This window comes from Pseudomonas sp. JS3066, assembly GCF_036328175.1.
Lineage (GTDB): Bacteria > Pseudomonadota > Gammaproteobacteria > Pseudomonadales > Pseudomonadaceae > Metapseudomonas.
The window spans coordinates 5,588,683-5,602,774 of the sequence record NZ_CP143312.1 but is presented as its reverse complement, the minus strand read 5'-3'; the positions used below and the strand labels follow the sequence as shown (position 1 = coordinate 5,602,774).

At 63.8% G+C, this 14,092-nt stretch carries 13 protein-coding genes; 6 read left to right on the top strand and 7 right to left on the bottom strand.

All coding sequences use genetic code 11. The features are described 5' to 3' along the window. Positions 1-9 precede the first annotated feature (9 nt). Both SA496_RS26330 and SA496_RS26325 read right to left on the bottom strand, forming a co-directional pair. Positions 10-615 (bottom strand): c-type cytochrome, encoded by a 606-nt coding sequence (locus SA496_RS26330; RefSeq protein ID WP_120653763.1) that lies wholly within the window; start codon positions 613-615, stop codon positions 10-12. 51 nt (positions 616-666) lie between these two features. Next, complete coding sequence (locus SA496_RS26325; protein WP_077527577.1) at positions 667-957, bottom strand: c-type cytochrome; 291 nt, start codon at positions 955-957, stop codon at positions 667-669. A 173-nt stretch (positions 958-1,130) separates the two neighbouring features. On the opposite strand from SA496_RS26325, the gene yihA reads away from it, so the two are divergent. After that, entirely contained in the window at positions 1,131-1,772 is a 642-nt protein-coding gene (yihA, locus tag SA496_RS26320; protein ID WP_120653764.1) for a ribosome biogenesis GTP-binding protein YihA/YsxC, read from the top strand. 277 nt (positions 1,773-2,049) lie between these two features. Here yihA and polA read toward each other — a convergent pair whose 3' ends face one another. After that, the gene (gene polA / locus SA496_RS26315) at positions 2,050-4,800 is read right to left on the bottom strand and encodes a DNA polymerase I (protein ID WP_153919376.1); all 2,751 of its coding nucleotides are present in this window, start codon (positions 4,798-4,800) and stop codon (positions 2,050-2,052) included. Between the two features lie 74 nt (positions 4,801-4,874). On the opposite strand from polA, the gene SA496_RS26310 reads away from it, so the two are divergent. After that, positions 4,875-5,156: a DUF2782 domain-containing protein gene (locus SA496_RS26310; RefSeq protein ID WP_069081419.1), complete on the top strand. Its 282-nt coding sequence runs from the start codon at positions 4,875-4,877 to the stop codon at positions 5,154-5,156. Positions 5,157-5,185: 29 nt separating this feature from the next. Further along, positions 5,186-6,136: a homoserine kinase gene (locus SA496_RS26305; RefSeq protein WP_120653766.1), complete on the top strand. Its 951-nt coding sequence runs from the start codon at positions 5,186-5,188 to the stop codon at positions 6,134-6,136. 59 nt (positions 6,137-6,195) lie between these two features. Here the strand turns inward: SA496_RS26305 and SA496_RS26300 are convergent, their stop codons facing one another. From SA496_RS26300 to SA496_RS26290, 3 genes are all read right to left on the bottom strand, one after another. Further along, positions 6,196-6,882, bottom strand: a complete 687-nt coding sequence (locus SA496_RS26300; RefSeq protein WP_077527573.1) for a TSCPD domain-containing protein — start codon at positions 6,880-6,882, stop codon at positions 6,196-6,198. Between the two features lie 16 nt (positions 6,883-6,898). After that, on the bottom strand, positions 6,899-9,046 hold the full coding sequence (locus SA496_RS26295) for an adenosylcobalamin-dependent ribonucleoside-diphosphate reductase (RefSeq protein WP_330114709.1): 2,148 nt from the start codon (positions 9,044-9,046) through the stop codon (positions 6,899-6,901). Between the two features lie 225 nt (positions 9,047-9,271). Beyond that, positions 9,272-10,186 carry a zinc ABC transporter substrate-binding protein gene (locus tag SA496_RS26290; RefSeq protein WP_120653768.1) on the bottom strand — a complete coding sequence of 305 codons (915 nt, stop codon included), beginning with the start codon at positions 10,184-10,186 and terminating at the stop codon, positions 9,272-9,274. Positions 10,187-10,250: 64 nt separating this feature from the next. Between SA496_RS26290 and SA496_RS26285 the strand changes: the two genes are divergently transcribed. Genes SA496_RS26285 through znuB form a run of 3 tightly spaced genes read left to right on the top strand, consistent with a single transcriptional unit; the run spans position 10,251 to position 12,326 of the window. Then, a complete protein-coding gene (locus SA496_RS26285) occupies positions 10,251-10,751 on the top strand; it encodes a Fur family transcriptional regulator (RefSeq protein ID WP_120653769.1) in 501 nt (166 codons plus the stop codon). Next, complete coding sequence (gene znuC / locus SA496_RS26280; RefSeq protein WP_120653770.1) at positions 10,748-11,548, top strand: zinc ABC transporter ATP-binding protein ZnuC; 801 nt, start codon at positions 10,748-10,750, stop codon at positions 11,546-11,548. Before SA496_RS26285 ends, znuC begins: the two co-directional genes overlap by 4 nt. After that, a complete protein-coding gene (znuB, locus tag SA496_RS26275; RefSeq protein ID WP_330114708.1) occupies positions 11,541-12,326 on the top strand; it encodes a zinc ABC transporter permease subunit ZnuB in 786 nt (261 codons plus the stop codon). The genes znuC and znuB overlap by 8 nt, the downstream gene beginning before the upstream one ends. Here the strand turns inward: znuB and SA496_RS26270 are convergent. After that, positions 12,298-13,926, bottom strand: coding sequence for a GMC family oxidoreductase (locus SA496_RS26270; protein WP_330114707.1), 1,629 nt, complete (start codon positions 13,924-13,926; stop codon positions 12,298-12,300). The genes znuB and SA496_RS26270 overlap by 29 nt on opposite strands. Positions 13,927-14,092: the final 166 nt, after the last annotated feature.

The window sequence follows — 14,092 nt, the reverse complement described above, 5'->3', positions numbered from 1 at the left end:
CAACGGGTCTCAGTGCAGGCCCTGGATGTAGCTGGATACCGCTTCGATGTCCTTGTTGCTCAGCTTGGCGGCGATGCCACGCATGATCATGCTGTCGCCATCGTTGGTGCGGTTGCCTTCGCGGAAATCAGTCAGCTGCTTGGCCACGTACTGGGCATGCTGGCCACCCAGGTGCGGGAAGCCGGCTGCCGCGTTACCGGAACCATCGGGAGCGTGGCAACCCGTGCAAGCGGGCATGCCCTGTTCCAGTTTGCCGCCGCGGAAGAGCGCTTCGCCGCGTGCCACGACTTTCGGATCGGCTGCGCCGACGCTGCCCTTCTGACTAGAGAAGTAGGCGGCGATGTCAGCCAGATCCTGATCGCTGAGGTTGTTCAGCAGGCCGGTCATTTCCAGCACGGTACGGTTACCGGCCTTGATGTCCTTCATCTGCTTGAGCAGGTAGCGTTCGCCCTGACCAGCCAGTTTCGGGAAATTCGGGGCGGCGCTGTTGCCGTCCGGACCATGGCAGGCGCCACAAACTGCGGCCTTGGCCTGACCAGCCTTGGCGTCGCCAGCGGCGTGGGCCATGCCGGTGATGCCCAAGGTCAACAGCAGACTCACGATTACTTTGTTCATCAGCTAATCCAACTACGGCTAAAGGGTAAAGGTGTTATGCACCGGGCTACTTTATTGGCTCATCCACTGGATGACGGCCTTGTAGTCCTCGGCACTGCAATCCATGCACAGACCTTTCGGCGGCATGGCGTTCAAACCGTTGGTGACGCTCTGTACCAGAGTGTCCATGCCCTTGGCCAGGCGCGGTTCCCAGGCAGCCTTGTCGCCCTTCTTCGGCGCCATCGGCAGCTGACCAGTATGACAGGCGCCGCAGGCCCGGTTGAAAACCGCTTCAGGATCCTGGGCCGCTTGCGCGACGAAGGACAGCGCCGCAAGGCTAGCAGCGAGCAGTACTTTCTTCATGATCAACCTCATCGGGGGGCTTCGCCGCGCATTCTGTCGTGCGTCGGTCATGCCGTGGACACCAGACCCTGGGGGATAAAGCGCACACTAAATCTGCGGCATTATATACTGGCGATGCATAAACGGAAACGAAACCGCCCTATGCGACACCGCGTCGCACCCCTGGATTCCTAATGTCATCGAAGAACCCGATCCTCGGCCTGTGCCAACAGGCCCGTTTTCTCATCAGTGCTGCCAAGGTCGACCAGTGCCCATCGGACACCGGACTGGAGGTGGCTTTTGCCGGGCGTTCCAACGCCGGAAAGTCCAGCGCGCTGAACACCCTTACCCATGCCAGTCTGGCGCGCACCTCGAAAACTCCGGGGCGCACCCAGTTGCTGAATTTCTTCTCCCTGGACGAAGAACGTCGCCTGGTGGACCTGCCAGGCTACGGCTACGCCAAGGTGCCGATCCCGCTCAAGCAGCACTGGCAGCATCACCTGGAGGCCTATCTCAGCAGCCGCGAAAGCCTCGCCGGGCTGGTCCTGCTGATGGACATCCGCCACCCGCTGACCGACTTCGACCGCCTGATGCTGGACTGGTCGAGCGCGGGCAACATGCCCATGCACATCCTGCTGACCAAGGCCGACAAGCTGGCTTTCGGTGCCGCGAAAAATGCCCTGCTGAAGGTTCGCCAGGAAATCCGCAAGGGTTGGGGCGAGGGTGTCAGCATCCAGCTGTTCTCCGCGCCCAAGCGCCAGGGCATCGAGGAAGCCCATGCGGTGCTTGCGCACTGGCTGCAGCTGGATCTGCAGGATGACGAGACCGAAGCCTGAATTCCGGGCAAAAAAAACCCCGGACTTCGTATGGGGAGGGGGAAGTTCGGGGTCTAAGTCTGAACCGCTAGGGCGGGGTTCAGATATCTGCCAACACTAAACACAGCAAAAGGAGCATCGAAAGGCTTCACCAGCCATTCATGTGTGTGACTCCCCCGCCTTGCAGAAAGTTCAGACTGGATTTCAAAACAGTTTGCTATCAAAAGAAACTTTTTATTCGATCAGGGAATAAGAATCTGTTTCTCTGCTGATACAGATGCCCGCCCTGAAGGCGCACTCAGTGCGCCTCGTCCCAGTTGTCGCCCACGCCCACTTCCACTACCAGCGGCACATCCAGCTCGGCGGCACCGCTCATGAGCGAACGAATCTGCTCGCTTACCTGCGCGACCAGCTCCTCGCGCACTTCCAGGACCAGTTCGTCGTGAACCTGCAGGATGACGCGAGCGTCCAGACCACTTTCCTGCAGCCAATCGTCCACCGCGACCATCGCACGCTTCATGATGTCAGCTGCGGTGCCCTGCATCGGCGCGTTGATCGCAGTGCGCTCAGCGCCCTTGCGCATGGCCTGGTTCTTGGAGTGGATTTCCGGCAAGTAAAGGCGACGACCGAACAACGTCTCGACGAAGCCCTGCTGCGCGGCCTGCTCGCGGGTGCGCTCCATATAGGCCAGCACGCCGGGATAGCGGGCGAAGTAACGGTCAATGTAAGCCTGGGCCTCCTTGCGCTCGACGCCGATCTGTTTGGCCAGGCCGAAGGCGCTCATGCCGTAGATCAGGCCGAAGTTGATCGCCTTGGCACTGCGTCGCTGGTTGTTGCTGACTTCCTCCAGCGCTACGCCGAACACCTCCGATGCGGTGGCACGGTGCACGTCGCGATCATGGCGGAAGGCGTCCAGCAGGCCTTCGTCCTTGGCCAGGTGGGCCATGATGCGCAGTTCGATCTGCGAATAATCCGCCGCCAGCAGCTTGTAGCCCTTGGGCGCGACGAAGGCCTGACGGATGCGCCGCCCTTCGGCGGTACGAATCGGGATGTTCTGCAGGTTCGGGTCAGTGGATGACAGGCGACCGGTAGCCGCCACCGCCTGGTGGTAGGAAGTGTGGATGCGCCCAGTACGCGGGTTGATCTGCTGCGGCAGCTTGTCGGTGTAGGTGCTCTTGAGCTTGCTCAGCGAACGGTACTGCATGATCACCTTGGGCAGCTCGTAGTCCTGCTCGGCAAGGTCGGCGAGCACGTTCTCGGCAGTGGAAGGCTGACCGGTAGCCGTCTTGGCCAGAACCGGCAGGCCGAGTTTTTCATAGAGGATGGCGCCTAGCTGCTTGGGCGAACCGAGGTTGAACTCCTGTCCGGCAAGCTCATAGGCCTGACGCTCCAGTCCCACCATCTTCTCGCCCAGTTCCAGGCTCTGCTGGCCCAGCAGCTTGCCGTCGACATAGGCACCATTGCGCTCGATTCGCGCCAGCACCGGCACCAGCGGCATCTCGATTTCCTTCAGCACCTTGGCCAGGGACGGGATGGCCTCCAGCTTCTGCCAGAGGGTCTGGTGCAGTCGCAGGGTGACGTCGGCATCCTCGGCCGCATAGGGGCCGGCCTGTTCAAGAGCGATCTGGTCGAAGGTCAGCTGCTTGGCGCCCTTGCCGGCAATGTCCTCGAATCGGATGGTGCTCTGGCCCAGGTACTTGAGGGCGAGACTGTCCATGTCGTGGCGGGTGGCGGTGGAGTCCAGCACGTAAGACTCGAGCATGGTGTCGAAGGCGATCCCCTGCACGGCGATCGGGGTGGAGGCATTGGCCAGGACGTTCATGTCGTATTTGGCGTGTTGGCCGACCTTGGCTTTGTGCGGATCTTCCAGCAGCGGCTTGAGGGCCTTGAGCACGGAATCACGATCGAGCTGCGCCGGCACACCCATATAGCTGTGGGCAAGCGGAACGTAAGCCGCCTCACCGGCTTCGACGGCGAAGGACACGCCCACTACCTGCGCCTGCTGGGCGTCGAGGCTGGTGGTCTCGGTGTCGAAGGCGAACAGCGGGGCGGCCTCGAGTTTCTTCATCCAGGCATCGAGCCGAGGTTGTTCCAGCACAACCTCATAGCGCTTCTCGGCCTCGGCAACCGGTGCTTCTTCCAGCGCCAGTTGTTCTCCGCCGGACTTGGCCGCCTGGCGCTGCAGGTCATCGAGCCAGGTTTTGAATTCCAGGGTGCGATAGAGCTCGGCCAGGGCATCACGGTCTGGTTCGCCAGGATGCAGCGCATCGATTTCGACGTTCAGTTCGACGTCGCACTTGATAGTGGCGAGCTTGTAGGACAGGTAAGCCATGTCCTTATGCTCTTCGAGCTTGGCCGGCAGGCCCTTGGCACCACGGATCGGCAGTTCCGGGACCTTGTCCAGGCTGGCGTACAGCATATCGAGGCCGCCACCCACGCCGGTGAGCAGGCCGAGGGCAGTCTTCTCGCCGACACCGGGCACTCCCGGAATGTTGTCGACCTTGTCGCCCATCAGCGCCAGGTAATCGATGATGAGTTCAGGACCGACACCGAATTTCTCCTTCACGCCATCAATGTCCAGCGTGCTACCGGTCATGGTGTTGACCAGCGTAATGTGCCCGTCGACCAGCTGCGCCATGTCCTTGTCGCCCGTGGAGATCACCACCGGCCGACCACCGGCCGCGCTCTGTCGGGCCAGGGTGCCGATCACATCATCGGCTTCCACGCCTTCCACGCAGAGCAGCGGCAGGCCGAGGGCGCGCACGCTGGCGTGCAGAGGTTCTACCTGCACCCGCAGTTCGTCCGGCATCGAGGGGCGATTGGCCTTGTACTGGGCGAACATCTCATCGCGGAAGGTCCCGCCCTTGGCGTCGAAGACCACCGCAAAGGGGCTGTCCGGATACTGCCGACGCAGGCTCTTGAGCATGTTCAGCACGCCTTTTACCGCACCCGTTGGCAAGCCGGCGGAGGTTGTCAGCGGCGGCAGGGCATGGAAGGCGCGGTACAGGTAGGAGGATCCGTCCACCAGGACGAGGGGGGCTTGGCTCATGCGTGAATTCAACCTTTATTCACCGGACCCGAAGTAGAATGGACCGATCATTGACGAGAAGGAACAAGGTTACCATGCGCGCACTGAACCGCCTTTTACTGGCCAGCCTGCTGGCCATCGCTCCAGTCGCCACGTTCGCCGCCGACGAGCCATCCGCCGAGCCGGACGTCACCATCCGCCAGGAAGGCGACAAGACCATCCAGGAATACCGCGTCAACGGTTTCCTGTACGCCATCAAGGTGACCCCGAAGAACGGCAAGCCCTACTTCCTGGTCCGCGCCGATGGCGAAAGCAACTATGTCCGCTCGGACAACCCAGACATGCTCATCCCCGCGTGGGAAATCTTCAGCTGGTAGCGCACGCAACCCCGTAACAAGGTAGTCCAATGTCCGTATTCACTCCGCTCGAACGTCCGGAACTGGAAGCTTTCCTCGCCCCTTACGGGCTTGGCCGGCTGAAGGATTTCCAAGGCATCGCCGAAGGCTCCGAGAACAGCAACTTCTTCGTCAGTCTGGAGCGGGGTGAATTCGTACTGACCCTGGTGGAGCGCGGCCCCAGCCACGATTTACCGTTCTTCATCGAGCTGCTCGATGTGCTCCACGAAGCGGACCTGCCGGTTCCTTTCGCCCTGCGCACCGCGGATGGAAAAGCCCTGCGCGAACTCGCCGGCAAGCCAGCGCTGCTGCAGCCGCGCCTGCCGGGCAAGCATGTGCACCTACCCAATGCCCACCATTGCGCGGAAGTTGGCGCCCTGCTGGCGCGCCTGCACCTGGCAACGCGCGAGCGCGTGCTGGAACGCAAGAGCGATCGCGGCCTGGACTGGATGCTCAATGAAGGTCCGGCGCTGGCCCTGCAACTGGACGACACGGCCCTGCCGCTGATGCGTGATGCACTGCGGGAAATCGGTGAGGTGAAGGAGCGTTTCCTCGCCCTGCCGCGCGCCAACCTGCATGCCGACCTGTTCAAGGACAACGCGTTGTTCGATGGCACCCACCTGTCCGGGGTGATCGACTTCTACAACGCCTGCTCCGGGCCGATGCTCTACGACCTGGCCATCTGCCTGAACGATTGGTGCTCTGATGCCGATGGCCGCCTCGACAAGTCGCTTGCCCGCGCCTTGCTGGGCGCCTATGCCACATTGCGCCCCTTCACCGCCGCCGAGGCCGAACTCTGGCCAACGGCCCTGCGCATCGCTTGCGTACGCTTCTGGCTGTCGCGTCTGATCGCTGCCAATGCCTTCGCCGGGCAGGACGTGCTGATCCACGATCCCAATGTGTTTCAGATGCGACTGGCGCAGCGCCAGAAGGTCGAGCTTCCGCTGCCGTTTGCGCTCTGAAGTCAGGATGGATCCGCTTTTCGTAGGGGCGAATGAATTCGCCCCCACAAGGTTTCGGCTCACCCGCACTTGGAATGGCCGCAATTGAGGCAGGTTGCACAGCCGTCCATCTGCACCACTGCCTGGGTGTTGCACTTGCCGCAGAGCTGGGCGCCGGGCGGAAAACCCTCTCCGGGTTCGGCCTTGGATGTGCCCAGGCTGGCTTCGTAGGCGGCGCGCTTCTCGGCGAGATAGAGCTTGTGTTCCTCGTCCAGCTTCTGGCCTTCCATCAGGCCGATGGCCACCAGATGGCGCTCCAGCACAGCGCCGATCTCAGCCACCAGTGACGGCATATAGACGCCGCCGCGCTTGAGGTAACCGCCGCGCGGATCAAATACAGCTTTCAGCTCTTCCACCAGGAAGGTGCAGTCGCCCCCCTTGCGAAACACCGCCGACATGATGCGGGTGAGGGCGACGATCCACTGGAAGTGCTCCATGCCTTTGGAGTTGATGAAGATCTCGAAGGGTCGACGCTGCTCGAAAGCGGTGCCCGGGTTGAGCACGATGTCATTGATCGTCACGTAGAGCGCGTGCTCGAACAGCGGCGACTTGATCTTGTAGGTGGCGCCTACCAGGGTCTCCGGCCGCTGCAGCGTCTCGTCCATCTGCACCACGGCGGCCGCTTCCTCGGCAGCCTTGCGCGCCTTTTCCTGGTCCAGATCGACCAGGCTGAAACCCTTGATCTTCTTCTCGATCTTGATGGTCATGACGGCCTCCGAGCATTCAATACCTGCCGTAATAGCCTTCCTTCAAGGCGTCGAAGAGGTTCGCGGCGGTGTGCAGCTCACCGTCGTATTCCACCTCCTCGTTGCCGCGCAGCTCCACCAGCGTGCCGTCTTCCAGTTCGAAGCGGTAGACGGTCCTCTCCAGGTCCGAATCCTTCACCAGCACGCCCTGGAAGGCCGCCGGGTTGAAGCGGAATGTCGTGCAACCCTTGAGTCCCTGGCGCCAAGCCTGGAGGTAGATGTCCTTGAAGTCCTCGAAGGGGAAGTCAGTGGGCACGTTGGCCGTCTTTGAGATGGAGGAGTCGATCCATTTCTGCGCGGCCGCCTGCATGTCCACGTGCTCCGCAGGGCTGATGTCGTCAGCACTGACGAAATAGTCCGGCAAGCGTTGCGCCGGATGTTCGGTGTCCGGACGTGCCTGGGTGTTGACCAGCGCGCGGTACGCCAGCAGCTCGTAACTGCAGACGTCGACCTTCTCCTTGGTCTTGCGCCCGGGGCGGATCAGGTTGCGCGAATACTGGTGAGCGTAGCTCGGCTCGATGCCATTGGATGCGTTGTTCGCCAGGCTCAGGCTGATGGTCCCGGTGGGGGCGATGGAGCTGTGATGGGTGAAGCGAGCCCCTACTTCGGCCAGCTCGGCGACCAGCTCCGGCGCATGTTCGGCGATGCGCTGCATATAGCGGGAGTAGCGGGCATGGAGGATGCGGCCAGGTACCCGGTCGCCGACCTTGTAGCCATCGTCCACCATTTCCGGGCGCTTGCGCAGCATGGCGGCGGTAACCTCGTAGTCCTGCATCAGAATCGGGGCCGGGCCCTTCTCCCGCGCCAGTTCCAGTGCCACCTGCCAGCCGGCCAATGCCATTTCCCGCGCCACCTCTTCGGTGAATACACAGGCCTCTGTACTGCCGTAGCGCAACCCCAGCAGCGCAAGTGCTGAGCCGAGCCCCAGGAATCCCATGCCGTGGCGGCGCTTGCCGAGGATTTCCTCGCGCTGGCGCGGTAGCGGCAGGCCGTTGACTTCCACCACGTTGTCGAGCATCCGGGTGAACACCCGCACGACCGCGCGGAAGCGCTCCCAATCGAAATGCGCCTCGCCGGTGAAGGGCTCCTCAACGAAGGCCGTGAGGTTGATCGAGCCCAGCAGGCACGAGCCGTAGGGAGGAAGCGGCTGCTCGCCGCAGGGGTTGGTCGCGCGAATCGCCTCGCACCACCAGTTGTTGTTCAGCTCGTTGACCCGGTCGATGAGGATGAAGCCCGGCTCGGCGAAATCGTAGGTGGACACCATGATCATGTCCCACAGGTGCCGGGCCTGGACGCGACCGTAGACCTTGCAAGCCACCAGGCCATCCTCGCGGACGATGTAGCCGTCGTGCACCGGCCAGTCACGCCAGATCACCTGGGTAGGATCGCCAAAGTCCAGTTCATCCCGTTCCTTCGGGTGCACCGGATAGAGCAGCGGCCACTCGGTGTCATTCTCCACCGCATGCATGAAGGCATCGCTGACCAGCAGGCTGAGGTTGAACTGGCGCAGGCGGCCGTCCTCGCGCTTGACGCGGATGAATTCGCGCACATCGGGATGGCAGACATCGAAGGTGCCCATCTGCGCTCCCCGGCGGCCGCCAGCGGAGCTCACGGTGAAGCACATCTTGTCGTAGATATCCATGAAGGACAGGGGCCCGCTGGTTTGCGCGCCGGCGCCGGATACGTAGGCGCCTCGCGGGCGCAAGGTGCTGAATTCGTAGCCGATGCCGCAGCCGGCCTTGAGCGTCAGCCCGGCTTCATGGACCTTGCCGAGAATGTCGTCCATGGAGTCGAGGATGGTGCCGGAAACGGTGCAATTGATAGTGGACGTGGCGGGCTTGAAGTCCTGGGCACCGGCATTGGAGATGATCCGTCCGGCGGGGATGGCGCCATTGCGCAGGGCCCAGAGGAAGCGCTCGTACCAGTGCTCGCGCGCTGCAACATCGGCCTCCACCTCGGACAAGGCGCGAGCCACACGCTGCCAGGTGGCGTCCGGTGTGAGATCGATGGGGGTACCGTCCTTGTGCTTCAGACGGTACTTGCTATCCCAGATTTCTTCCGACGCCGCCTGCAAGGCGATGCCATGATTGCCCTGGACCTGTTTGGGCGTTCCCGTCCTGGCCATCCGCTGCCCTCCTGCAATGAAGAGTCCAGACTAGTCGACCACGAATGCCGGCCGCTGATTCACATCAACGCGGCCCGCGGCCCCTCTCTCACATTAGCAGGCGGCTCCAACCCATCGCAGGTTGGTGCGGGCCACGCTGGGCCGAGCGAGGCGAGGTCCAATGATCGGAGGCGGGCCGGACACGATCGGCCGCCCCCCTCTCTTAGAGGGAGAGGGGAGAACGACTCAAAGTGCTTCCAGGCAACCCGCCAGGCCATCGCCCAGATTCTGCAGCAAGGTCTCGTAGCCGTTGGCGGCCACCGGCGCACTCATGCCCAAGGCGTCCAGCTCAGCCAGGCGCACTTGCAGGCCGGCGGTCAGGGTATCGGCGAGACGTGGTCGCACTGGCGGTTCATTGAATACGCAGCTCGGACCAGCCTTCTGCAGCCGCTCGCGCATGGCGGCGACGTGTCGGGCGCCGGGCTGCACTTCACTGGCGACGCTGAACACACCCGCATGGCGCAGGCCGTAGGCGCTCTCGAAGTAGTCGAAAGCTTCATGGAAGACGAAGAACGGCTTTCCGGCGACCTTGGCCATGCGCGTCTTCATGCGGGCGTCGAGCTGGTCCAGACGGTCTTCGAAGGCCTTCAGGTTGGCCTGGTAACGAGCGGCGTTGGCCGGGTCGGCGCTGGCGAGGTCAGCGGCCATGCGTGCGGCGATCACCCTTGCGTTGGCCGGCAGCAGCCACAGGTGCGCGTCGATAGAGCCAGGGCGATGGTCATGATCGTGCTCGTGTTCATCGTGCTCGTCTTCGTGCTCATCGTGCAGCGCTTCGAAATGGCGCAGCGTCAGGCCCGGCTCACCCTGCAGCGCCACGCTGGGCTTGTCACGACCTTGCAGCACGCGGGGCAAGAAACCTTCCAGATCGGGGCCGATCCAGTAGAACAGGTCCGCCTCGCGTACCCGGCGCACGTCGGACGGGCGCAAGGCGTACTGGTGCGGCGAAGCGCCCGGAGGCAGCAGCACGTCAGGCTGGCCAGCGCCATCCTGTACGGCAGCGGCGATCAATTGCAGCGGCTTGATGCTGGTCAGCAGGCGCACATCGGCCTGCGCCGACAGGGCACAGGCACTGAGGAACAGGGGGACGAATAGACGGAACACGGCACAGACTCGGCGGTAAAAGAGTTATAGAATAACGTCTCTTTCACCAGACGTCGCCGCCGCCATGCTCAAGCCGATCAGCGCAAAAGCCCCCCTGGCCTGTCGCCCCCACGACCATTCCCATTGCGTGTCCAACGCCCTGGCCGAGGCCGACGCCATCTGCAGTCGCCATGGCCTGCGCCTGACTGCGCTGCGCAAGCGCGTACTGGAGCTGGTCTGGCAGAGCCACAAGCCGCTGGGCGCTTACGACATCCTTGGCGTGCTGACGGAAGAAGACGGTCGCCGCGCGGCGCCGCCCACCGTTTACCGCGCCCTGGATTTCCTCCTGGACAACGGCCTGGTACACCGCATTGCCTCGCTCAACGCGTTCGTCGGCTGCAACCATCCGGGCGAGTCCCACCAGGGTCAGTTCCTCATTTGCCGCAACTGCCAGACCGCCATCGAGCTGGAGCAGTCGAGCATCAGCCAGGCCATCGTCGACAGCGCCAAGTCCGTCGGCTTCGTCGTCGAAGGCCAGACCGTCGAAGTCGTCGGCCTCTGTGCCAGTTGCCAGGTGGCTGCATGAGCGACGTCCTGATCCGCCTCGACAAGATCGGTGTCGATTTCGCCGGCCTGCCGGTACTGCAGGATGTGCACCTCGCGGTAAAGGCCGGGGAAATCGTGACCCTGATCGGCCCCAACGGCGCCGGCAAGACCACCCTGGTGCGCACCGTGCTCGGCCTGCTCAAGCCGGACAAGGGCGAGGTCTGGCGCAAGCCGCGCCTGCATATCGGCTACATGCCGCAGAAGCTCCAGGTGGACGCGACCCTGCCGCTCACCGTGCTGCGCTTCCTGCGCCTGGTGCCGGGTGTCGACCGCAAGGCCGCCCTCGCAGCGCTGGATGAAGTGGGTGCCGCCCAGGTGATCGACAGCCCGCTGCAGAACATCTCCGGCGGCGAATTGCAGCGCGTACTGCTGGCCCGCGCCCTGCTGCGCGAGCCCGAGCTGCTGGTGCTGGACGAACCGGTGCAGGGCGTCGATGTCGCCGGCCAGGCCGAGCTTTACCGCCTGATCACCCGTCTGCGCGACCGACATGGCTGTGGCGTGCTGATGGTCTCCCACGACCTGCACCTGGTGATGAGCGCCACCGACCAGGTGGTCTGCCTGAACCGCCATGTCTGCTGCTCCGGCCATCCGGAACAGGTCAGCTTCGATCCGGCCTTCGTCGAGCTGTTCGGCCAGGATGCCAAGAGCCTCGCGGTCTATCACCACCACCACGACCATGCCCACGACCTGCATGGCGAAGTGGTGAAGCAACCTTTCCCCAGCGGCACCCGTTTCACTCCTGTCCACCAGCACGGCCCCGACTGCAACCATGGCTGATTTCCTCCTCAACGCGCTGCTCGCCGGCCTCGCCCTCGCCCTGGTGGCCGGCCCGCTCGGTTCCTTCGTGGTCTGGCGGCGCATGGCCTACTTCGGCGACACCCTGTCCCACGCCGCACTGCTCGGCGTGGCCCTCGGCCTGATGCTGGACGTCAACCCGACCCTGGCGGTGACCGTCGGCTGCGTGCTGCTCGCCGTGCTGCTGGTAACCCTGCAACAACGCCAGCCACTGGCCTCGGACACCCTGTTGGGCATCCTCGCCCACAGCACGCTGTCCCTGGGCCTGGTGGTGCTGAGTTTCATGAGCGAAGTACGCATCGACCTGGTGGGCTATCTCTTCGGCGACTTGCTGGCGGTAAGCCGTACGGACCTCGCCTGGATTCTCGGCGGCAGTGCGCTGGTGCTGCTGGTGCTGATCCCCATGTGGCGGCCGCTGCTCGCGATCACCGTGCACGAGGAATTGGCGCGGGTAGAAGGCCTGCCCGTTGCGGCCATCCGCCTCGCCCTGATGCTGCTGATCGCCATCGTCATCGCCGTCGCCATGAAGATCGTCGGCGTGCTGCTGATCACTTCGTTGCTGATCATTCCGGCCGCGGCCGCCCAGCGCCATGCCCGCAGTCCCGAGCAGATGGCCCTGGGCGCCAGCCTGCTGGGCCTGGTGGCGGTCTGTGCGGGCCTGGCGCTGTCCTGGTTCAAGGACACACCGGCTGGCCCGTCCATCGTTGTCTCCGCGGCCAGCCTGTTCCTCTTCAGCTTTGCCCTGCCGCGACGCGCCTGAGGTCGGCGAGCACCAGGGACGCGGCCTTCTCCGCGATCATCAGGGTCGGCGAGCAGGTGTTGCCGGAGACGATTTCCGGCATCACCGAGGCGTCGGCAATTCGCAATCCCGGCACGCCGTGCACCTTCAGCTCGGCGTCCACCACAGCCTCCGGGCCACGGCCCATGCGACAGGTGCCCACCGGGTGGAAGATGGTGGTGCCGATCTGCCCCGCCGCCTCATGCAGCTCCTCTTCGCTCTGTAGCGCCGGGCCCGGCAGGTATTCCTCCGGCCGATAGCGCGCCAGCGCGGGCGCGGCGGCGATACGCCGGGTGAGGCGTATGGCATCAGCGGCGACTCGCAAGTCCTCGGCATCACTCAGGTAGTTAGGCCGGATCAACGGCGGCGCCTTGTGATCGACCGAGCGGATATCCACCCGGCCGCGACTCTGCGGGCGCAGGTTGCACACCGAGGCAGTGAACGCCGGGAAGGGATGCAGCGGTTCGCCGAAACGCTCCAGTGACAGCGGCTGCACGTGATATTCGAGGTTCGCCCGGGTCTGCTCAGGACCGGAACGTACGAAGGCGCCCAGCTGACTCGGTGCCATGGCCAGCGGACCGCTGCGACTGGCGAGATACTGCAGCCCCATGCCCAGCTTGCCCCACCAATTGCCAGCCAACTGGTTGAGGGTCGGCACCCCGGACACCTTAAAGATCAGGCGCAGCTGAAGGTGGTCCTGCAAGTTGCCGCCCACACCTGGCAGTTCGTGGCGCACGCCAATACCGAGCCGCTCCAGCAAGGGCCTGGGACCTATCCCGGAGCGCTGCAGCAACATGGGCGTACTTACGGCACCGGCACAGAGGATCACTTCGCGGCGCGCACGGAACTCCTGCTGCAGGCCTTCCCAGCGCCCAACCACACCCACTGCACGCCCCCGCTCCAGCAGTAGTCGATCCACCTCCACGCCCGTACGTACGGTCAAGTTCGGCCGATGCATTACCGGGCGCAGGAATCCCTTGGAGGCATTCCAGCGCACACCGCTGCGCTGGTTCACCTGGAAGTAGCCGCAGCCCTGGTTGTCGCCGGTGTTGAAGTCCTCGACAGGCGCAATCCCGCACTCGCCGGCAGCCAGCCGGAAGGCGTCGAGGATTTCCCAGGACAGGCGCTGGCGCTCGACCCGCCACTCGCCGGCTTCGCTATGAAACTCACTGGCCCCGCCGAAATGGCTTTCGCTCCTGAGGAACAGGGGCAGCACGTCCTTCCAGCTCCATCCCGGATTGCCCAGCGCCTCCCAGCGATCGTAGTCGGCGGACTGGCCGCGCATGTAGATCATCCCGTTGATCGAGGAACTGCCGCCCAGCACCCGCCCGCGCGGGTAGCCCAGGCTGCGGCCATGCAGGCCGGGCTCGGCCTCGGTGCGATAGCACCAGTCGGTACGTGGGTTGCCGATGCAATAGAGGTAGCCAACCGGAATGTGGATCCAGGGATGGTTATCCCGGCCACCGGCCTCCAGCAGCAGTACGCGCACCTTGGGGTCCGCCGAGAGCCGGTTGGCCAGTAGGCAACCGGCAGGGCCGGCGCCGACGATGAGGTAGTCGAATTCCTCGTGGGCAGGGTACATGGCAATCCTCGCCGTTCTTGTCGTTATGACTGGCCATAGTGCAGCAGCTGCGCATCGAACAGGAGCCTGGATGACATATCCAGGACCGCTGGGATGCCTCCAGAAATGCCATCCTCGCGGCCGATTTGCCCCTACTTTTTGTCCTGAAGAGTGCCGCAGTGTAGAA

Coding starts and splice junctions, on each gene's coding strand:
- SA496_RS26330 (WP_120653763.1), bottom strand. CDS start 615: ATGAACAAAGTAATCGTGAGTCTGCTGTTGACCTTGGGCATCACCGGC.
- SA496_RS26325 (WP_077527577.1), bottom strand. CDS start 957: ATGAAGAAAGTACTGCTCGCTGCTAGCCTTGCGGCGCTGTCCTTCGTC.
- yihA (WP_120653764.1), top strand. CDS start 1,131: ATGTCATCGAAGAACCCGATCCTCGGCCTGTGCCAACAGGCCCGTTTT.
- polA (WP_153919376.1), bottom strand. CDS start 4,800: ATGAGCCAAGCCCCCCTCGTCCTGGTGGACGGATCCTCCTACCTGTAC.
- SA496_RS26310 (WP_069081419.1), top strand. CDS start 4,875: ATGCGCGCACTGAACCGCCTTTTACTGGCCAGCCTGCTGGCCATCGCT.
- SA496_RS26305 (WP_120653766.1), top strand. CDS start 5,186: ATGTCCGTATTCACTCCGCTCGAACGTCCGGAACTGGAAGCTTTCCTC.
- SA496_RS26300 (WP_077527573.1), bottom strand. CDS start 6,882: ATGACCATCAAGATCGAGAAGAAGATCAAGGGTTTCAGCCTGGTCGAT.
- SA496_RS26295 (WP_330114709.1), bottom strand. CDS start 9,046: ATGGCCAGGACGGGAACGCCCAAACAGGTCCAGGGCAATCATGGCATC.
- SA496_RS26285 (WP_120653769.1), top strand. CDS start 10,251: ATGCTCAAGCCGATCAGCGCAAAAGCCCCCCTGGCCTGTCGCCCCCAC.
- znuC (WP_120653770.1), top strand. CDS start 10,748: ATGAGCGACGTCCTGATCCGCCTCGACAAGATCGGTGTCGATTTCGCC.
- znuB (WP_330114708.1), top strand. CDS start 11,541: ATGGCTGATTTCCTCCTCAACGCGCTGCTCGCCGGCCTCGCCCTCGCC.
- SA496_RS26270 (WP_330114707.1), bottom strand. CDS start 13,926: ATGTACCCTGCCCACGAGGAATTCGACTACCTCATCGTCGGCGCCGGC.